20 protein-coding genes and 1 tRNA gene are annotated in these 17072 nt (G+C 69.5%); 10 read left to right on the plus strand and 11 right to left on the minus strand.

Going from position 1 to position 17072, the window contains the following annotated elements; genetic code table 11:
• Positions 1-93 precede the first annotated feature (93 nt).
• The 4 genes from VYI76_RS12100 to xseA all read right to left on the minus strand — a co-directional run bounded on the left by VYI76_RS12100 (position 94) and on the right by xseA (position 3082).
• A complete protein-coding gene (locus tag VYI76_RS12100) occupies positions 94-447 on the minus strand; it encodes a hypothetical protein (RefSeq protein WP_326524983.1) in 354 nt (117 codons plus the stop codon).
• Positions 448-600: 153 nt separating this feature from the next.
• Positions 601-1482 carry a M23 family metallopeptidase gene (locus tag VYI76_RS12105; RefSeq protein WP_326524984.1) on the minus strand — a complete coding sequence of 294 codons (882 nt, stop codon included), beginning with the start codon at positions 1480-1482 and terminating at the stop codon, positions 601-603.
• Positions 1479-1679: a DUF2093 domain-containing protein gene (locus VYI76_RS12110; protein WP_326524985.1), complete on the minus strand. Its 201-nt coding sequence runs from the start codon at positions 1677-1679 to the stop codon at positions 1479-1481. The genes VYI76_RS12105 and VYI76_RS12110 overlap by 4 nt, the downstream gene beginning before the upstream one ends.
• A 20-nt stretch (positions 1680-1699) precedes the next feature.
• Entirely contained in the window at positions 1700-3082 is a 1383-nt protein-coding gene (gene xseA, locus VYI76_RS12115; RefSeq protein ID WP_326524986.1) for an exodeoxyribonuclease VII large subunit, read from the minus strand.
• On the opposite strand from xseA, the gene purD reads away from it, so the two are divergent.
• On the plus strand, positions 3081-4340 hold the full coding sequence (gene purD, locus VYI76_RS12120; protein ID WP_326524987.1) for a phosphoribosylamine--glycine ligase: 1260 nt from the start codon (positions 3081-3083) through the stop codon (positions 4338-4340). The genes xseA and purD overlap by 2 nt on opposite strands.
• A gap of 34 nt (positions 4341-4374) precedes the next feature.
• On the opposite strand, the gene dxs is transcribed toward purD, so the two are convergent.
• On the minus strand, positions 4375-6300 hold the full coding sequence (gene dxs, locus VYI76_RS12125; protein ID WP_326524988.1) for a 1-deoxy-D-xylulose-5-phosphate synthase: 1926 nt from the start codon (positions 6298-6300) through the stop codon (positions 4375-4377).
• 35 nt (positions 6301-6335) lie between these two features.
• Between dxs and VYI76_RS12130 the strand changes: the two genes are divergently transcribed.
• Positions 6336-6881, plus strand: a complete 546-nt coding sequence (locus tag VYI76_RS12130; protein ID WP_326524989.1) for a GNAT family N-acetyltransferase — start codon at positions 6336-6338, stop codon at positions 6879-6881.
• 9 nt (positions 6882-6890) lie between these two features.
• On the opposite strand, the gene VYI76_RS12135 is transcribed toward VYI76_RS12130, so the two are convergent.
• The 3 genes from VYI76_RS12135 to VYI76_RS12145 all read right to left on the minus strand — a co-directional run bounded on the left by VYI76_RS12135 (position 6891) and on the right by VYI76_RS12145 (position 8006).
• The gene (locus VYI76_RS12135; protein ID WP_326524990.1) at positions 6891-7178 is read right to left on the minus strand and encodes a type II toxin-antitoxin system RelE/ParE family toxin; all 288 of its coding nucleotides are present in this window, start codon (positions 7176-7178) and stop codon (positions 6891-6893) included.
• Entirely contained in the window at positions 7175-7423 is a 249-nt protein-coding gene (locus tag VYI76_RS12140) for a type II toxin-antitoxin system ParD family antitoxin (RefSeq protein WP_326524991.1), read from the minus strand. Before VYI76_RS12140 ends, VYI76_RS12135 begins: the two co-directional genes overlap by 4 nt.
• 100 nt (positions 7424-7523) lie before the next feature.
• Complete coding sequence (locus VYI76_RS12145; RefSeq protein WP_326524992.1) at positions 7524-8006, minus strand: Fur family transcriptional regulator; 483 nt, start codon at positions 8004-8006, stop codon at positions 7524-7526.
• Between the two features lie 142 nt (positions 8007-8148).
• On the opposite strand from VYI76_RS12145, the gene VYI76_RS12150 reads away from it, so the two are divergent.
• The 4 genes from VYI76_RS12150 (at position 8149) to VYI76_RS12165 (ending at position 11337) form a co-directional block, all read left to right on the plus strand.
• On the plus strand, positions 8149-8703 hold the full coding sequence (locus tag VYI76_RS12150) for a hypothetical protein (RefSeq protein WP_326524993.1): 555 nt from the start codon (positions 8149-8151) through the stop codon (positions 8701-8703).
• Positions 8693-9430: a hypothetical protein gene (locus tag VYI76_RS12155; RefSeq protein ID WP_326524994.1), complete on the plus strand. Its 738-nt coding sequence runs from the start codon at positions 8693-8695 to the stop codon at positions 9428-9430. Before VYI76_RS12150 ends, VYI76_RS12155 begins: the two co-directional genes overlap by 11 nt.
• A 116-nt stretch (positions 9431-9546) precedes the next feature.
• Positions 9547-10275, plus strand: coding sequence for an SH3 domain-containing protein (locus tag VYI76_RS12160; protein ID WP_326524995.1), 729 nt, complete (start codon positions 9547-9549; stop codon positions 10273-10275).
• Positions 10276-10380: 105 nt separating this feature from the next.
• The gene (locus tag VYI76_RS12165; RefSeq protein WP_326524996.1) at positions 10381-11337 is read left to right on the plus strand and encodes a cytochrome D1 domain-containing protein; all 957 of its coding nucleotides are present in this window, start codon (positions 10381-10383) and stop codon (positions 11335-11337) included.
• A 10-nt stretch (positions 11338-11347) separates the two neighbouring features.
• On the opposite strand, the gene VYI76_RS12170 is transcribed toward VYI76_RS12165, so the two are convergent.
• The 3 genes from VYI76_RS12170 to pnuC are packed head-to-tail and all read right to left on the minus strand — an operon-like array spanning position 11348 to position 13400.
• Positions 11348-11860 carry an ATP-binding protein gene (locus VYI76_RS12170; protein WP_326524997.1) on the minus strand — a complete coding sequence of 171 codons (513 nt, stop codon included), beginning with the start codon at positions 11858-11860 and terminating at the stop codon, positions 11348-11350.
• Positions 11857-12867 carry an AAA family ATPase gene (locus VYI76_RS12175; protein WP_326524998.1) on the minus strand — a complete coding sequence of 337 codons (1011 nt, stop codon included), beginning with the start codon at positions 12865-12867 and terminating at the stop codon, positions 11857-11859. Before VYI76_RS12175 ends, VYI76_RS12170 begins: the two co-directional genes overlap by 4 nt.
• A complete protein-coding gene (pnuC, locus tag VYI76_RS12180) occupies positions 12831-13400 on the minus strand; it encodes a nicotinamide riboside transporter PnuC (protein WP_326524999.1) in 570 nt (189 codons plus the stop codon). Before pnuC ends, VYI76_RS12175 begins: the two co-directional genes overlap by 37 nt.
• Before the next feature lie 99 nt (positions 13401-13499).
• Here pnuC and VYI76_RS12185 point away from each other — a divergent pair, with 99 nt between their 5' ends.
• The 4 genes from VYI76_RS12185 to VYI76_RS12200 all read left to right on the plus strand — a co-directional run bounded on the left by VYI76_RS12185 (position 13500) and on the right by VYI76_RS12200 (position 17016).
• Positions 13500-14801, plus strand: coding sequence for an FAD-dependent oxidoreductase (locus VYI76_RS12185; protein ID WP_326525000.1), 1302 nt, complete (start codon positions 13500-13502; stop codon positions 14799-14801).
• Positions 14802-14896: 95 nt separating this feature from the next.
• A tRNA-Pro gene (locus VYI76_RS12190) sits at positions 14897-14973 on the plus strand.
• Between the two features lie 121 nt (positions 14974-15094).
• Positions 15095-16438 carry an APC family permease gene (locus VYI76_RS12195; protein WP_326525001.1) on the plus strand — a complete coding sequence of 448 codons (1344 nt, stop codon included), beginning with the start codon at positions 15095-15097 and terminating at the stop codon, positions 16436-16438.
• A complete protein-coding gene (locus VYI76_RS12200) occupies positions 16435-17016 on the plus strand; it encodes an SAM-dependent methyltransferase (RefSeq protein ID WP_326525002.1) in 582 nt (193 codons plus the stop codon). Before VYI76_RS12195 ends, VYI76_RS12200 begins: the two co-directional genes overlap by 4 nt.
• Positions 17017-17072: the final 56 nt, after the last annotated feature.

Below are 17072 nucleotides of genomic sequence, written 5' to 3' on the forward strand. Positions count from 1 at the left end.
CACCGCCTCCGGCATGAAAAGGGGGCGGCACGAACCGTGTCGCTTCCCATTTGAGATGCCTTGCGCTGCCGTGAGGTCAAGTCCTTGCGACCCTCACCGAAGCGCAGGCCGATCGTGAACCGCACGTAGCGCGGCGTCTGGCAGCCGAGCGGCAGGCCGCAATCCGTGTTCGGGCTGCCGTCCGCATTCTCGCCGAACTCGTTGTAATCGAGCTTTGAACGGAAGTTGACATCGACCTGCGTGCGCTGAATCGAACAACATGTTCGCACCGACGCGGAAACCGTCGAACACCTCCGCCGTGCCGAACAGCTCGAAGGCGTGGGCGCGCTGGTTGGCGGGCGCACCATTGGCGCCGTCGAGCAGGCCGGGCCGGTCAAGGTCCTGCGTCAGGCGGGCGTCGTCCTGACCGTCGCCGAACTTGACGGCGCCTTCGTAATTGCCACGCAACCTGGCGCAGGAGCAGTTGCCGCCCAGGCCCCAACCAGTCCCCGTACGCCTTGTTGAAGGCGAACTGTGGGCTGTTTTACTTGCGGACAACCGCCGAACAGCATCGGCCGCGGCGCGGACGATACCGGGTTAACCATCAACCGGGGCGATGTTTCAGGGCATCGGTCCAACGAGCAATAGCGGATCGATCCGCGCATCGTTCCATTTCATGCCCCAGTGCATGTGCGGGCCCGTCGCGCGGCCGGTCGCGCCGATCGCGCCGATCACCTGCCCCTGCCGGACGCGGTCACCGACCCGCACGTCGATCCGCGACAGGTGGAGGAAGGCGCTGTTCAGCCCCATCCCGTGATCGAGCATCAGCAGCCGTCCCTCCAGCGTGAAGTCAGCCGGCGCCGCCAGCGTGACCACGCCGTCGGCGGGCGCGACGATCGGCGTACCGGTCGGCCGCGCGACATCGACGCCCGAATGATAGGCGCCAGGCTCGCCGGCATAGACGCGCTGCGCCCCGAACAGGCCGGAAATGCGGCCGGTGGCGGGCCATACGAAGCGCTGGCGCCAGCCCTGGCTGTCCGACGCGACCGTGCGAGCGGCGGCGATCTGGGCGAGTTCGCCCGGGCGGCGTCGCTGGAACTCGGCCGAAGGCTGCGACACGCGCGGCAGCGTCGGCAGCCGCTCGATCCGCCAGTCGCGCGGAGCGACCGCCAGCGTCTCGCGCGCCTCGCCTCCGCCCGCCAGCGTGGCGCTCAGTGTCGCTACCGGCGCGGCATCGCGATCGAAGGCGATGAGGAAGCGACCATCGGCCGCCAGCGCGACCGGCTTGCCGTCGAGCGACAGCCGGACGCTATGCGACGGCGCGGTTCCCAACACCGCCCCGCCCTGGATCATCGCACCCTCGAACGCGAAGCCGGCGCGCGCCGGGGCCTGTGTGGCGCGCTCGGGCGGCGGCTGGACCCGCGCTGGCGGGATTTCCGCTACCTGTGGAACCGCCGCGCAGCCGCCCAGCACGGCGAGCGCCGCCACCCGCGCAGCCCTCATCGCGGGGCGAGCGCCTCGCTGGCGAGCTGCGCGCTGGCATAGGGTTCCTGCGTGGCGACGCTCCAGTAGCGCAATTCCTCGATCGGGATGCGCGCACCCGAACGGCCGCAGACGACATGATCGCCCGCCGCGAGCACGCGAAAGCCGTTGGCCATGTAATGGACCTTGGCCGGCCGGTCGGATTTGGACATCAGCATCGTCGCGTCTCTCGATTGGGTTACAGCAGCGTCGGCTGCTCGGGCTTGGTTGGGTTATGAGGCTTCGCGCCCGGCCGCTCAAGCCGGACGTCGACGGCGCCGTCGCGGAAATGGAGCGTCAGGCCGCTCGCCGCGCGCGCTGCGACGGCGTCGGAGACGACCGCCCCGCCCGGCCGCGCGGCGACCCAGGCATAGCCGCGCTCCAGCGGCTTTTCGGGATCGACGCTGACCAGCAGCCGGCCGAGATCGGCCAGCCGGTCGCGCGCCCGCGCCAGCCGCGCGTCGAGGATCGCCGGCCGGAGCGCGCCCGCCGTGCGATCGAGCTCGCGGCGTGCCGTGCCCACCCGGCGTTCGAGCGCGAGGCCGAGCCGCTGGGCGAGATCGTCGGCACGCTGGCGCTGCGGCCCCAGGATCGCGTCGCGTTTGGGCATGATCCGGGCCAGCGCCGCCAGCCGCTCCCCGCCCCGTTCATGATAGCGACGTGCGCAGCGTTCTGCGCGCAAGGCATGGCTGGCGATCGTGTGCCGCAGGTCGGACAGCACCGGCACCGCGATCTCCGCCGCTGCCGTGGGTGTCGGCGCGCGCAGGTCGGCGGCGTGATCGCACAGGCTTGTGTCGGTCTCGTGGCCCACCGCCGAGATAATCGGGATCGAGCAGTCGGCGACGGCGCGCACCACGACTTCCTCGTTGAACGCCCACAGATCCTCGATCGATCCGCCGCCACGCGCGACGATGACGAGGTCCGGACGCGGCACCGGCCCGCCGGACGTGATCGCGTCGAAGCCGCGCACCGCCGCCGCCACCTCCTCCGCCGCGCCGACGCCCTGCACCTTCACCGGCCAGACCAGCACATGCGTCGGGCAGCGGTCCTCAAGCCGATGGATGATGTCGCGGATCACCGCACCGGTCGGCGAGGTGACGACGCCGATCACGCGCGGCAGGTACGGCAGCGCCTGTTTGCGCGACGGATCGAACAGCCCCTCCGCGCCCAGCTTGGCCTTGAGCTTTTCGAGCAGCGCCATCAGCGCGCCCTCGCCGGCCAGTTCCATCCGGTCGATGACGATCTGGTATTTCGAGCGGCCGGGATAGGTGGTCAGCTTGCCGGTGGCGATTACCTCGACGCCGTCGGCCGGACTGAACGGCAGCGCCGCCGCCGCGCCGCGCCAGATGACGCCGTCGATCACGGCCGCATCGTCCTTCAGCGCCAGGTAGCAATGGCCCGACGCGGCGCGCTTCCACCCCGAAATCTCGCCGCGCAGGCGGACGTGGCCGAACTCGCCCTCCACCACGCGCTTCAGCCTGGCCGACAGTTCGCTGACCGACATGTCGGGCGCGTTGCTGCCCGGCCGCTCCTCGGCTACCAGCCCGGCCGGGTAAGCGTCGTCGGGGAAGGGGTCGGCCATGAATGTCCTGTTGCTTGGGTCGGGCGGCCGCGAACATGCGCTCGCGTGGAAGCTGGCGCAATCGCCGCGCCTGACACGTCTGTTCGCCGCGCCGGGCAATCCCGGCATAGCGGCGCACGCGACCCTCGTCGACCTGTCGCCCGACGATCACCGCGCCGTCATCGACTTCTGCCGGCGCGAGCATATCGGCTTTGTCGTGATCGGGCCGGAGGCGCCGCTGGTCGCTGGTCTTGCCGACAATCTGCGCGCGGTTGGCGTCGGCGTGTTCGGCCCCGGCAAGGTCGCCGCCCAGCTCGAAGGGTCGAAGGGGTTCACCAAGGATCTCTGCGCGCGGGAGAATATCCCGACCGCGCGCTACGAACGCGTCCACGCGCTCGACGGCGCGCGCGCGGCGGTGGGCGAATTCGGCCTGCCGGTGGTCATCAAGGCGGACGGGCTGGCGGCCGGCAAGGGCGTGACCATCGCCACCACGGCGGAGGAGGCCGACGCCGCGCTGGTCGCCTTGTTCGACGCGAACGGGGCCGAAGCGGTGATCGAGGAATTCCTGGAGGGCGAGGAAGCCAGCCTGTTCGTGCTGACCGACGGCACCCACCTGCTCCCCTTCGGCAGCGCGCAGGATCACAAGCGGGTGGGCGACGGCGATACCGGCCCGAACACCGGCGGAATGGGCGCCTATTCTCCCGCGCGCGTCCTGACGCCCGAACTGGAGCAACGCGCGATCGACGAGATCGTCCGCCCGACCGTTCAGGCGATGGCGCGGATCGGCCACCCGTTCCAGGGCGTGCTCTATGCCGGGCTTATGCTGACGGCGGACGGCCCGAGCCTGATCGAGTATAATGCGCGGTTCGGCGATCCGGAATGCGAGGTGCTGATGCCGCGGCTCGACGGCGATCTGCTCGAAATCCTGATGGCGACCGATGCCGGCACGCTGGATGCGGTCAGCGCCGCGTGGCGTGAAGAGACCGCGCTGACGGTGGTGATGGCTGCGAGCGGCTATCCGGGCACGCCCGATCGGGGCGGCGCGATCGGCGGCATCGGCACGGCCGAGGCTGGGGGAGCGATCGTGTTCCACGCCGGCACCGCCGATCGCGACGGAGCGCTGGTAGCGAACGGCGGGCGCGTGCTGGCCGTCACCGCGACCGGCGCGACGGTGGCCGAGGCGCAGGCCGCCGCCTATCGCGCGGTCGACAGCATCGATTTCCCGACCGGCTTCGCACGGCGGGATATCGGCTGGCGCGAGGTCGCGCGCGAAGGCTGACGCTCTTCAACCACGCCAGCCTGACGATCCGCCGTCAGGCGCTGACCGCGCCGGTCACCGCATCGCTGTTGTGGCGCAGCGCCTTCAGCACGGTATCGACGATATGCTCGGCATTCAGCCGCGCCTCATCATATTGTGCGTCGGGCTTGTCCTGGTCCTGGAAGACGTCGGGCAAGCGCATCGTGCGGAGTTTCAGCCCGGCATCGATCAGTCCGCTGTCGCTGGCGAAGGTCAGCACATGAGCGCCGAGGCCACCGACCGCCGCCTCCTCGATCGTCACCGCGACCTCATGCGTGGTCAGCAGGCGGCGGATCATCTCCTCGTCGAGCGGCTTGGCGAAGCGCAGGTCCGCGACCGTCGTCGACAGCCCCCGCGCCTCCAGCGCGTCGGCAGCCTTCAGCGCCTCGGCCAGACGGGTGCCGAGCGACAGGATCGCGACCTTCTTGCCCTCGCGGACGATGCGGCCCTTGCCGATCGCCAGCCGTTCGGGCGTTTCGGGCAGCGCGACGCCGGTGCCGTTGCCGCGCGGATAGCGCACCGCGATCGGCCCGCTGTCGTGGAGCACCGCGGTGTGAGTCATGTGGACCAGCTCGGCCTCGTCGGCGGCGGCCATGACGACAAAATTGGGCAAGGTCGCCAGATAGGTTATGTCGAAGCTGCCCGCATGCGTCGCGCCGTCGGCCCCGACAAGACCGGCGCGGTCGATCGCGAACCGTACCGGTAAATTCTGGATCGCGACGTCATGGACCACCTGGTCATAGGCGCGCTGCAGGAAGGTCGAATAGATCGCACAGAACGGCCGCATCCCCTGCGCGGCGAGGCCGGCGGCAAAGGTTACGGCATGTTGTTCCGCGATGCCGACGTCGAACGCGCGGTCGGGATAGGCCTTGGCGAAACGATCGACGCCGGTGCCGGACGGCATCGCAGCGGTGATCGCGACGATGCGCGGATCGCTCGCCGCCTCGCGCACCAGCGCGTCGCCGAACACATTCTGGTAGCTTGGCGGCCCCGGAGGCGCCTTGGCCTGCGCGCCGGTGATGACATCGAACTTCTGGACGCCGTGGTATTTGTCCGCCGAATCCTCGGCCGGGGCGTACCCCTTGCCCTTCTTGGTCACGACATGGACCAGCACCGGCCCTTCCTTCGCGTCGCGGACATTCTCCAGCACCGGGATCAGGTGATCGAGGTTATGTCCGTCGATCGGCCCGACATAATAGAAGCCCAGCTCTTCGAACAACGTGCCGCCGGTCACCATGCCGCGGGTGAATTCCTCGGCCTTGCGCGCGGTCTTGTGCACGCGGCGCGACAGCTTGGCGGTCAGCTTCGACGCCAGGCTGCGCAGGCCGAGATACTCGCTCGACGACACCATCCGCGCGAGATAGGCGGAAAGCCCGCCGACCGGTGGCGCGATCGACATGTCGTTGTCGTTCAGGATCACGACCAGCCGGTTCCCCGCGGCCTCCGCATTGTTCATCGCCTCATACGCCATGCCGGCGGACATCGATCCGTCGCCGATCACCGCGATCGCCTTGCCGTCGGCGCCGGTCAGCTTGTTGGCGATGGCGAAGCCCAGCGCCGCCGAGATGGAAGTGGAGGAATGCGCCGCGCCGAACGGGTCGTATTCGCTCTCGCTGCGCTTGGTGAAGCCCGACAGCCCGCCGCCCTGGCGCAACGTGCGGATACGGTCGCGCCGGCCGGTCAGGATTTTGTGCGGATAGCATTGATGGCCGACGTCCCACACCAGCTTGTCGGCCGGCGTGTCGAAAACATAATGGATCGCGGTCGTAAGCTCGACCACGCCGAGCCCGGAGCCCAGGTGCCCGCCGGTCTGCCCCACGGCGGAGATCGTCTCGGCGCGCAGTTCGTCGGCGAGCTGGCGCAGCTGCCTGGGATCGAGTCGGCGCAGGTCGTCGGGGGTGTTCACCGTATCAAGAAGCGGCGTATCGGGTCGGTCTGACATTACCCCCGTGTACCCGCGTCGAAAGGACGTGTCGATTGATACCGCTTAACCATAGACTTGCGGTCGAATCCGACCTGCCGGCGCTGCGCGACCTGATGGCGCTGGCGATCGATACGCTGCAATCGGACTTCCTGTCGCCAGCGCAGGTCGCGGCGAGCCGGGCGGTGATGGGACTCGACACGCAACTGGTCGCCGACCGCACCTATTTCATCGTCGAGGGCGAAGGGAGGATCGCCGGCTGCGGCGGCTGGAGCCGGCGCGCGACGCTCTATGGCGGAGATGACTCGGCGGGCCGCGAACCGCGCCTGCTCGATCCGGCGACCGAGGCGGCGCGGGTACGCGCGATGTACACCCACCCGGATTTCGCGCGCCGCGGCGTCGGGCGCCTGATCCTGTCGCTATGCGAGGGTGCGGCGCGAGCGGAGGGGTTCGGCGCGGTCGAACTGATGGGCACGATGGCGGGCGAACCGCTGTACCGCGCGTGCGGCTATGTGGAGGTCGAACGGCTGGTGGATATGGTGGACGGCGTGGCCGTGCCGCTGGTGCGGATGCGGAAGGCGCTGGCCGCCCTGCCGCTCTGATCGTCCCGGTCACAGGTGGCGCTGAATATCCCGACTGACATGCAGGACGCGTACGATCATCAGAAGATCGCCGAGATCGCGGAAATAGATCATGTGCGAGCCGGTCGAGAGCTTCAGATAACCGGGGCGCACATCGACTGGCCGGCCGCGCCGCTCACCCGCCGCGGCGGCGACGCAAGCATCGCGGATCGCGTCGGTGTAGCGATCGGCCTGGTCGGCACCCCAATGTTCCGCGCTGTAATCCCAGATATCCTCGATGTCCTCGGCGGCAGCCGGTGTGAGGACAAGCGCCTTCACCGCGCGGCGGCTTCCGCCCGCTTGCGCGCCTTGAACGCGTCGAAATCGAACGGAGCCGGCTCGCCCGATGCCTCTCCGGCGATCAGCGCGTCCTGAAGCGCGCGAACCTTTGCCTCATTTTCCTCTAGCAGCCGCAGGCCCGCCCGCACGACCTCGCTCGCCGAGCCGAAACGTCCGGCCCGGACCTGATCGTCAATGAAACCGCTCAGATGGTCGCCGATCGTGACCGAGGTGTTGCGCACCATATTTGATTGGTCCCTCGAATACCGACCACTATACCAATAATTAGCGCGAACTGTTCGGGCAAGCGCCGCCGGCCGGACGCGCCTTTAACCTCGCCGCAGCTTACGCCGCGCCCTCAGCCGGCGCGTCGCATTCCCCGCACTTCCCCCGCACCTCGATCACCGGCCGCACCGGCTGGAAGCCCGCGCCCTTCGCCGCCGAGCGCACCGACCGCGTGATCGCGTCGTCGTCGATGTGGGTGGTCTGGCCGCAGCTGTCGCACACCAGGAAGATGCAGTCGTGCAGGCAGTCGGGATGCGCGTTCGCCACATAGGCGTTGGCGCTTTCCACCCGCCGCGCCAAATTCGCGCCGACGAACAGGTCGAGGATACGGTACACGCTGTTCGCCGCCACCCGCCTGCCCTGCGCCTTCGATACCGCGTCGGCGATGTCGTAGGCGGAGGCCGGCTTGTCGAACCCCGCCAGCGCGTCGAACACCTGCGCGCGCATCGCGGTCCACTGCTCGCCGGCCTTGACCAGGGTAGCCTCTGCGGCGTGCGCCAGATCGGCGCCATGATGTTCGTGATGATGGTGGTGGTGGGCCATGACGATCGAATGTAGGCCCGCCGGGAGCCCGCGGCAAGAAGAGCCGCTGGTGCAGCCTATGCTTGTCGCCCTATGGATTTCGCCGCGCCGCCGGGCTAGCGTCGCGCCGTTTTCACGAGGCATTGGGACTGGGGATTCGGCGATGCGCAGAGCGACGACTTCAGCCGTGCTGTTGGCCCTGCTCGCCTGGACGGCGGGCGGCGTTTCCGGCGCGGCAGCCACACCGCCACCGCCCAAGAAGGCCGCCGCAAAGCCCGCCGTCTGCGCCGACGGCAAGCCCCGCAAGCGCGGTGGCTTCGGCAGACTGCTCGGCAGCGTCGCCGGCGGGGTCGCGTCCAGCGCGGTCGGGCGCGCGGGCGGGCGGATCGTCGCCGGGCTGGCCGGCAGCACGATCAACCTTGCGCTCACCGACGCGCTGTCCTGCAAGCTCGAACCCGCCGAGCGCGAGCGCGCGGCGAAGGCGACCAACGATGTGCTGGAAAAGCCGGTCGGCACCACCGCCGCCTGGTCGAGCGACACGCGCGCCGACGTGTCGGGATCCTCGACCCTCACCGCGCAGAATCGCCTCGCCGACGGATCAATGTGCAAGAACGTGCGCGACGTCGCCACCGTCAACGGCGAGGAAATGGTCATATCGAAGCGCATGTGCAAGGCGCCGGGTGGGACGGGCTATGTGATGCAGTCGAGTGCGGTCTGAATTCCCGTTGATCGCCGCGATGCTCGCCGTCGCCGCGATGCCGGGCACGGCGCGGGCGCAGGCGATGCATTCCACCTGCCCGCAGATCACGGTCGGCGCCGCCCAGGTCGGCGGCGAGGCGCCGATGACCTTTACCCGGCGCGCGATCGACGGCCGCACCATCCTGGTCGCCGAGGGCGGGGTCGTCGCGCAGACGCCCGCCGCGCTGTCGGCCGCGCTGGCACAGCCGGGGACGATCGACGAGATCTGGCTGCGCTCGCCCGGCGGCCATGCGATGGCCGGAAACCAGGCGGCCGAGGTGATCCGCAAATCGGGCATCCCGGTGCGCATCCCGACAGGCTGGTGGTGCATCAGCGCGTGCAACTTCCTGTTCTTCGGCGGCGCGATTCGCATGATCGACGCCGGCGGCCAGTTCGGCGTGCACATGGCGACCGTGGTCAACGACAACCGCTTCGTCGATCGCACGGTGGCGGCGTCGCGCAAGAAAAGTCCCGACGCGCTGATGGCGCGGATCGCGGAGAACGAGCAGCAGACGGCGATGCTGACCGCGTCCGACATCGACGTGGTGCTGCGCATGGGCATCTCGCGCAAGCTGCTGTCGGAGGTGATGTACACCCAGCGCGCCGACACCTGGCGCGACGGCCGCCCCGGCCGCGAGAGGCCGCCCGTGTTCCGCTGCCTCAGCCAGGCGGAAATGCGCCGCTACAACGTCATCAACGTCGATTGAGCCACGCCCGCCATCACCCGACAGGCTTTGTAAGATTCTGACGGGCGTTGTAAATTTCGCTCAGCCGCCCGTACGCCTAGCCCTTCCCCGTCAATTCCGACGACAGGGGATGGGTCATGGCGAAGTTTTTTGGAAAGGCCGTCCTGGCGGCGGGCGTAGCTCTGTGCTGGACGGCTAGCCCGGCGGCGGCGCAGAAGGGCGCGGAACCGGTGCTGGCAAAGTGCGAGCAGAGCCTGGGCTCGATCGCGATCGTCGACGGCGATACCCAGGGCTGGACCAAATACGGCCTGTCGAGCCCGCGTGACCTGATCGCCGCGATGGCGGCGCAGAGCGGCTGCTTCACCCTGCACAACGCCGCCAGCGGCAAGCCCGCCGATTTCCTGATGAACGCCATCGCCGGCGACAAGGAGGAAGTCGATCAGGGCATGAACATCGCGCGGACCGCGCTGGTCGAAGGCGCGGTGCGCTCCGGCGCGCTCGGCGCGGTCGCCGGCCGTGTGCCGGTGGTCGGCGGCATGCTGGGCGGGATGCTCGGCGGCTTCGGCGGCAAGAAGAAGACGGTCGCCGCCGGCCTGCGCATCATCAGCCCGGCGACCGGTCAGACGCTGGTCACCGGATCTGGCCAGACCAGCAAGACCTCGGTCTCGATCGGCGGCTTCGGCGGCTACGGCGGCAATCCCTGGGCCGATGCGGCGCGCGCGCAGATGGGCGCGATGGGGTATGGCGACTTCGCCAACGGCGGCTATGCGACGTCGAAGGACGGCAAGATGCTGACCTCCGCCTTCGTCGAGGCGTTCAACGGTGTGGTGGCCCAGGGCGGCGCGCTCGCCTCGATGAAGCGCTGACCTCTACCTCCCGTGCAGTTCACAGGCGCCGTCCGGCATCCCGCCGGGCGGCGCTTTGCTTTGCGCGGCATCGGGTCCAGGCTGGGGCCGAAGGAGACATCCCCCATGCGCCTCGCCCCCAAATCGCTCGTCGCCGCCCTCCTGCTCGCCCTGCCCGTCCCGGTCGCCGCGCAAACGCTGATCGTCGGCAACAAGGGCGAGGACACCGTCAGCTTCATCGACCTCAAGAGCGGCAAGGAACGCGCCCGCGTGCCGACCGGCCGCATGCCGCATGAAATCGCCGTCTCGCCCGACGGCCGGCAGGCGGCGGTGGTCGCCTATGGCGGCACGACGATCGACGTGTTCGACGTGAAATCCGCGACGAAGCTGCGCACCATCGACATCGCGCCCAACGCGCGCCCGCATGGCCTCGTCTGGCTGAGCGACGGCCGGCTGGTGGCGAGCGCGGAGGGCAGTAGCTCGATCGCCGTGATCGCCCCCGACGGGACCGTGACGGGCATAAAGACCGACCAGCAAAGCTCGCACATGGTCGAGGTCTCGCCCGATCGCGCCCGCGCCTATGTCGCCAACATCCGGTCCGGCACGGTCAGCGTCATCGACCTGACCGCCGCGAAGAAGCTGGCCGACATCGCGGTCGGCGGCCAATCGGAAGCGATCGCGCTGACGAAGGACGGCCGGCGGCTGTTCGTCGGCGATCTCGCGGCGCCGCGCGTTAGCGTGTTCGACACCGCCAGCCTGAAGAAGCTGGGCGAGGTGGCGATCGATCCCGTCGCGATCCGCCTCGCCGCCAGCCCGGACGGCAGATGGATCGTCAGCAGCAACATCGCCAGCGGATCGCTGTCGGTTATCGACGCCCGGACGCTCAAGGTCGCGCGGACGATCACCGTGGGCGGCTCGAAGGAAACCGGCCAGGTGACGATCCTGTTCTCGCGCGACGGCAAGCGGCTCTACGCGGCGGAAACCGCGCACGATCGTGTCGCGGAAATCGACATGGCGACCGGCAAGGTGCTGCGCCGCATCGCCGTCGGCAAAAACGGCGACGGGCTGGCGATCGCGTCCTAGGGTCAGGACCCTAAAAGCCCGCCTCGACCGCTGCCAGCGCGGCGCGGAAACGGTCCTCGCCCTGCCCGGAAACCGGCGCCCAGCGCACGCCGCGGCGTTCCAGTTCGGCCTTCGACAGATCGAAGAAGCGCTGTCGCAACTCGCGCGTGCCGAACATCCGCGTGCCGTCCTCGATCCACGGCAGGTCGATGTCGAACAGCAGGTAGAGGTCGGCTGTCGCATCCCAGGCGTCGAACCATGGGTCGCGCGTGCCGAACAACATGTCGGCCCACACCGCCGACATCAGCGGATCGGTATCGAGGATTACCGGATCGCCTCCGCGCGCGATCGCGTCGCGGGTGCGCTGGTCATGCCCCTGCGCGATGGCGACGAGATCGGCCATCGTGAAATCGATTCCATTCGCCTCGGCATAGGTGCGGCCATATTCCTCGACCAGCGCGCCGCCCAGCCGCGCGGCGAGGCGCGGCGCGAGCGTGGATTTCCCGGTGCTTTCGGGTCCGTGGAGGCAGATGGTGCGGGTCATGACGTTCCGATGGCGAAATGGGCGTCGATCGCGGCGATCGCCCGCGAAAGGCGATCGTCGAACGGGCCGGCGATGGCCGCCCATGCCACGCCGCGCCTTGACAGTTCGTTGCGGCAGATGTCGGCGAAGCGCCGCCTGACCACATGATCGCCGAAAAGCCGCGTCCCGTCGTCGATCCAGGGCACGTCGCCCTCCAGCATCAGATAGAGATCGGCGGGCATCCCGCCCGCCTCGAGCCGCGGATCGCGCCGGCCGTGCAGCATCTGCCCCCAAACGATCGTCATCAGCCGATCGGTATCTAGGATCAGCAGCCGGTCGCAGTCGCCGCGCATCGACATGGCCATAGCGTCCTGTGTGCGGGCGATGTCGATCAGATCATCCGGCGACGGCGCATTGCCATGCTCCGCACACCAGCTCCGGCCATATTCGGGAACATGAAGCGTGCGGTAATGTGCCGCCAGCGCGGCGGAAAGCATCGACTTGCCGGTGCTCTCCGGGCCGTGCAGGCAAACGGTCCGGGCAAAATGCGCGCGCACCGGGCGCGGCAGGCTGGGCCAGTGCGCCCACGGATCGGCGCGCGCCGCGGTCCCCGAAACCGGCCACGCCAGCCGTTCGGGATCGACCGGGTGGAACTTCGCGCCAAGCTCGGTGGCCAGCCGGTGCCCATAGGCTTCCGACGCGAAGACCCGATCGATCGGATCGGGATGCGCGTCGCGCACGATCCCGCGCCAGATCGCCCAGAAGTCGGGATGGTCCTCGGGTGCCTGCGGCACCACCGCGCCGTGGCCGACGACGCGTGCGTCCGGCACCAGCGCGCGCATCCACGCCAGCCGCTGTTCGCCCGGAATGGGATCGTCGGGCAACCAGCAGACCAGGATGGTCAGTTCGTCGACCAGTGCGCGCGCCGCTTCGCACAGCAGCAGGTGGCCGTTGTGCGGCGGCAGGAACTTGCCCAGCAGGAAACCGCGCGTCATCCCGCCCTCTGCGCCGCCTCGACCCGGCGCCATGTCGCCAGCCCGACGGCCGCGAGCACGAGGAAGCCGGCATAGAGCGCCGCCGTCGGCAGCAGCCCCTTTGTGGCGTAGAGACCGATCGCGACCACATCGACCGCGATCCACACCACCCAGTTTTCCAGATAGCGCCGCGCGAGCATCAGTTGCGCCGCCACGCTCGGCGCCGCGACCAGCGCGTCCCAGTAGGGCAGCGATGCGTCGGTGAAGCGGTGCATCGCCCAGCCCAGCGCCGCCGCCCCCGCCAGCATCGCGCCGCCCCATCTCAACCGGCCACGCGTATCGAGCCGCTCGACCACGATGTCGCCCATCGCGCCGGACGCCCGCGCCCAGGCGATCCAGCCATATGCCTGCGCGCCGATGAAGAAGAGCTGCAATGCCGCGTCGCTGTAGAGCTTCACGTCCCAGAAGATCAGCGCGTAGAGCGCGACCATCGCGATGCCGACCGGATAGTTCCAGATGCTGCGACGGATGATGAGCGCGATGTTGGCGACGCCCAGCGCGACGGCGATCATCTCCAGTTGGTTCATCGCGCGGCCCGCTATCAGGCCGGCGCGCCAAGCACCAGCGCCTTGCCCTCCTCGCTTCAGCCGCTAGCATCACCGCAAAACCGCAGGAGAGAAGCCCCAATGCGCCATATCGCGGTGATCGGTTCGGGCCCGGCCGGCTATTACACGGCCGAGGCGGCGCAGAAGATGTTCGGCGACGCGGTGCGCGTCGACATCATCGATCGGCTGCCGGTGCCGTTCGGGCTGATCCGCACCGGCGTGGCGCCCGATCACCAGTCGATCAAGGCGGTCAGCCGCCGGTACGAGGCGACTGCGCTGACCGAGAGCGTCCGCTTCGTCGGCAACGTCAGTGTCGGCCGCGACGTGGCGATCGCGGAACTGCTCGAACTCTACGATGCGGTGGTGCTGGCCACAGGGGCGCCCGCCGACCGGCCGATCGGCATCCCCGGCGACGACCTGCCCGGCGTGGTCGGCTCGGCCGCCTTCGTCGGCTGGTACAACGGCCATCCCGATCACGCCGCGCTCGCCCCCGCGCTCGACGGCGGCGGCGCGGTGGTGATCGGTAACGGCAATGTCGCGCTCGATGTTGCGCGCATCCTCGCCAAGACCGAGGATGAGTTGGGTGGATCGGACATCGTCGGCCACGCGCTCGACCGGCTGAAGGGCGGCCATGCCGGCGACATCACGATCCTGGGCCGGCGCGGGCCGCATCAGATCGCGATGACGCCGAAGGAACTGGGCGAACTCGGCCACCTCGCCCGCGCACGGCCGGTCGTGGATGCCGCCGACCTGCCCCCGGTCGAGGACGACGCCGCCCTCGATCCCGGCCAGCGCAAGTCTGTGACGCACCTGCGCGACTTCGCCGGCCGCGACGATACCGGCGACGCACCGATCCGCATCGTCTTCGATTTCTTCGCCCGCCCCGTCGCGATCGAGGGAGAAGGCCGCGCCGAGCGCGTGATCGTCGAACGCACCGCGATCGGCGCCGACGGATCGGCACGCGGCACCGGTGAGACCTATGCCGTGCCGGCCACCCTCGTCGTAAGCTGCATCGGCTATCGCACGCCGCCGATCGAGGGCGTCCCCTATGACGAGGCGGCCGGGCGCTTCGCCAACGACGAGGGCCGGATCGCGCCGGGCCTCTACGCGGTCGGCTGGGCGCGGCGCGGGCCCACCGGCACGATCGGCACCAACCGCCCCGACGGCTTCGCGATCGTCGACAAGATCGCCGAGGACAGCGCCGGCGGCAGCGACAAGCCGGGCCGGCCTGGGCTGGACGCACTCCTGGCCGAACGCGGCGTCGATGTCGTCACCTTCCGCGACTGGCAACGGATCGACGCCGCCGAGGTGGCCCGCGCCCGCACCGGCGCCCCGCGCGAGAAATTCGTCGCGGTCGACGACATGCTCGATGCGCGCGGCTGATCGTCCGGACCGCGTCGAACAGCCCTTGCGCGCTCACCCCCCCCTCGGTATAGGCCGCGCCTCGCCACGCCGGGCTTGTCCCGGACGGCGCCGGTCGGGGAATAGCTCAGCCTGGTAGAGCACTGCCTTCGGGAGGCAGGGGCCGGAGGTTCGAATCCTCTTTCCCCGACCAATTTTCCCGCATTTTCATAATCATTTACGTCGGAGTATAGCCGTTGCGCGCGCGTAACGGTGAACCCTTTCGCCGTTGGCGCGTTGCCCAAGGCACCCCAAGCTAGCGGAGCAGTGCGCCGATGGATCGCCGGCACGACGACCCATATCCCCGCCAGACGCTGCGGCTGCGCGACGGCGTCGCGATCGTCGTCGGGATCGTGCTGGGCGCGGGCATCTTCCGTACGCCTTCGCTGGTGGCGCAGGGCAGCGCGAGCGGCGAGATCATGCTGCTGCTATGGGTCTCCGGGGCCGCGATCGCGCTGATCGGAGCGCTTTGTTACGCCGAACTCGCCGCCGCCTATCCCGATGCGGGCGGCGACTATCACTTCCTCGGCCGCGCGTTCGGATCGCGGCTCGCTTTCCTCTACGGCTGGGCGCGACTCGCGGTGATCCAGACCGGGTCGATCGCGGTGCTCGCCTATGTGTTCGGCGACTATATCGCGGTGATCGTGCCGCTGGGCCCGCAGGGGCCGGCGATCTGGGCGGCGATCGCGGTCGTCGCGGTAACCGCAGTCAACTGGGCGGGCGTGCAGGCGGGCGCGGGCGCGCAGCGCTGGCTGACGCTGGTCGAGGTCGCCGGGCTGGCGATGGTGATCGTCGCGGGCCTGTTCCTGGCGCCCGGCGTCGATGCGGCCGCGCTGCCCGCGCCCGATCCGACGCTGTCGATCGGGCTGGCGATGGTGTTCGTGCTGCTCACCTTCGGCGGGTGGAACGAAGCGGCCTATGTCTCGGCCGAACTGCGCGGCGGCGGACGCAGGGTGGTGCCGGTGCTGTTCATCAGTCTCGGCATCCTGACCGCGCTCTACCTGCTCGCCAACCTCGCCTATCTGCGCGCGCTCGGGCTGGGCGGCATCGGCCGGTCGCAGGCGGTGGCGGCCGACGTCATGGGCGCCGCCTTCGGACCGTCCGGCGCGGGCCTGATCGCCGTCGCCGTCGCGATCGCCGCGCTGACATCCGCCAACGCCACCGCGATCACCGGCGCGCGTGGCGCCTATGCACTGGGCCGCGACATACCCGCGCTGGGGCGGCTCGGCGCCTGGCACGCCGCCAGCGGATCGCCGCGCAACGCGCTTGCGGTACAAGGTCTCGCGGCGCTCGCGCTGGTCGGCGCCGGGGTGTTCGCGCGCGACGGATTCCAGCTCGCGGTGGAATATACCGCCCCGGTCTTCTGGGGCTTCTTCCTCTTGAGCGGCATCGCGCTGTTCGTGCTGCGCCGGCGCGATCCCGCGCGCGAGCGGCCGTTCCGCGTGCCGCTCTATCCCGTCGTCCCCCTGCTGTTCTGCGCCGCCAACGCGTATCTGCTCTGGTCGAGCCTCGCCTATACCGGCTGGGGCGCGCTGGTCGGCGTCGGCGTGGTCGCGGCCGGCGCGCTGCTGCTCCCCTTCCTCACCCCCCGCCCCCCGCAACCGGAGATCGAGCCATGAAGACCCTGAAGCTGTTCGGCACGCTGGCGCTGATGACGTCGGCAATGGCCTGCGCGCAGGCCCAGCCCGCGCAGGAGATCGCACCGACGGCGGCGCCAACCTCCGCCGCCTCACGCACGCCCGACGTGATCTATGTCCCGACGCCGCAGCCGGTGGTCCACGCGATGCTCGAGATGGCTGGCGTGAAGAAAGGCGACGTGCTCTACGACCTGGGCAGCGGCGACGGCCGCATCCCGGTGACCGCGGCCAAGCGCTACGGTATCCGCGCGACCGGCATCGACATCGATCCAGAGCGTATCGCCGAGGCGAACGCGAACGTGAAGTCGAACGGCGTCGGCAGTCTCGTCACGATCAGGCAGGCCGATCTGTTCACCAGCGATTTCAGCGACGCCAGCGTCGTGACGCTCTACCTGCTGCCGTCGCTCAACGTGAAGCTGAAGCCCAAGCTGCTCGCCGAGCTGAAACCCGGCACGAGGATCGTCAGCCACGCCTTCGACATGGGGGACTGGATGCCCGAACAGACCCGCGAGGTGGAAGGCAACACCATCTACATGTGGACGATCCCCGCGCGGCCGTAGCGTCAACATAGCGTCAACATTGCCGCGCTTGACGGGTGCGGCAAAACCCGCGCAAC

This window comes from Sphingomonas sp., from assembly GCF_035910975.1.
Classification (GTDB): Bacteria; Pseudomonadota; Alphaproteobacteria; order Sphingomonadales; family Sphingomonadaceae; genus Sphingomonas.

What these genes read in the sequence shown, in the direction of transcription:
- VYI76_RS12200 (WP_326525002.1), top strand. Translation starts at nt 16,435, where the DNA reads ATGAAGACCCTGAAGCTGTTCGGCACGCTGGCGCTGATGACGTCGGCA.
- purD (WP_326524987.1), top strand. Translation starts at nt 3,081, where the DNA reads ATGAATGTCCTGTTGCTTGGGTCGGGCGGCCGCGAACATGCGCTCGCG.
- VYI76_RS12165 (WP_326524996.1), top strand. Translation starts at nt 10,381, where the DNA reads ATGCGCCTCGCCCCCAAATCGCTCGTCGCCGCCCTCCTGCTCGCCCTG.
- xseA (WP_326524986.1), bottom strand. Translation starts at nt 3,082, where the DNA reads ATGGCCGACCCCTTCCCCGACGACGCTTACCCGGCCGGGCTGGTAGCC.
- VYI76_RS12195 (WP_326525001.1), top strand. Translation starts at nt 15,095, where the DNA reads ATGGATCGCCGGCACGACGACCCATATCCCCGCCAGACGCTGCGGCTG.
- VYI76_RS12110 (WP_326524985.1), bottom strand. Translation starts at nt 1,679, where the DNA reads ATGCTGATGTCCAAATCCGACCGGCCGGCCAAGGTCCATTACATGGCC.
- VYI76_RS12175 (WP_326524998.1), bottom strand. Translation starts at nt 12,867, where the DNA reads ATGGCGCCGGGTCGAGGCGGCGCAGAGGGCGGGATGACGCGCGGTTTC.
- VYI76_RS12170 (WP_326524997.1), bottom strand. Translation starts at nt 11,860, where the DNA reads ATGACCCGCACCATCTGCCTCCACGGACCCGAAAGCACCGGGAAATCC.
- VYI76_RS12140 (WP_326524991.1), bottom strand. Translation starts at nt 7,423, where the DNA reads ATGGTGCGCAACACCTCGGTCACGATCGGCGACCATCTGAGCGGTTTC.
- pnuC (WP_326524999.1), bottom strand. Translation starts at nt 13,400, where the DNA reads ATGAACCAACTGGAGATGATCGCCGTCGCGCTGGGCGTCGCCAACATC.
- VYI76_RS12145 (WP_326524992.1), bottom strand. Translation starts at nt 8,006, where the DNA reads ATGGCCCACCACCACCATCATCACGAACATCATGGCGCCGATCTGGCG.
- dxs (WP_326524988.1), bottom strand. Translation starts at nt 6,300, where the DNA reads ATGTCAGACCGACCCGATACGCCGCTTCTTGATACGGTGAACACCCCC.
- VYI76_RS12185 (WP_326525000.1), top strand. Translation starts at nt 13,500, where the DNA reads ATGCGCCATATCGCGGTGATCGGTTCGGGCCCGGCCGGCTATTACACG.
- VYI76_RS12105 (WP_326524984.1), bottom strand. Translation starts at nt 1,482, where the DNA reads ATGAGGGCTGCGCGGGTGGCGGCGCTCGCCGTGCTGGGCGGCTGCGCG.
- VYI76_RS12150 (WP_326524993.1), top strand. Translation starts at nt 8,149, where the DNA reads ATGCGCAGAGCGACGACTTCAGCCGTGCTGTTGGCCCTGCTCGCCTGG.
- VYI76_RS12160 (WP_326524995.1), top strand. Translation starts at nt 9,547, where the DNA reads ATGGCGAAGTTTTTTGGAAAGGCCGTCCTGGCGGCGGGCGTAGCTCTG.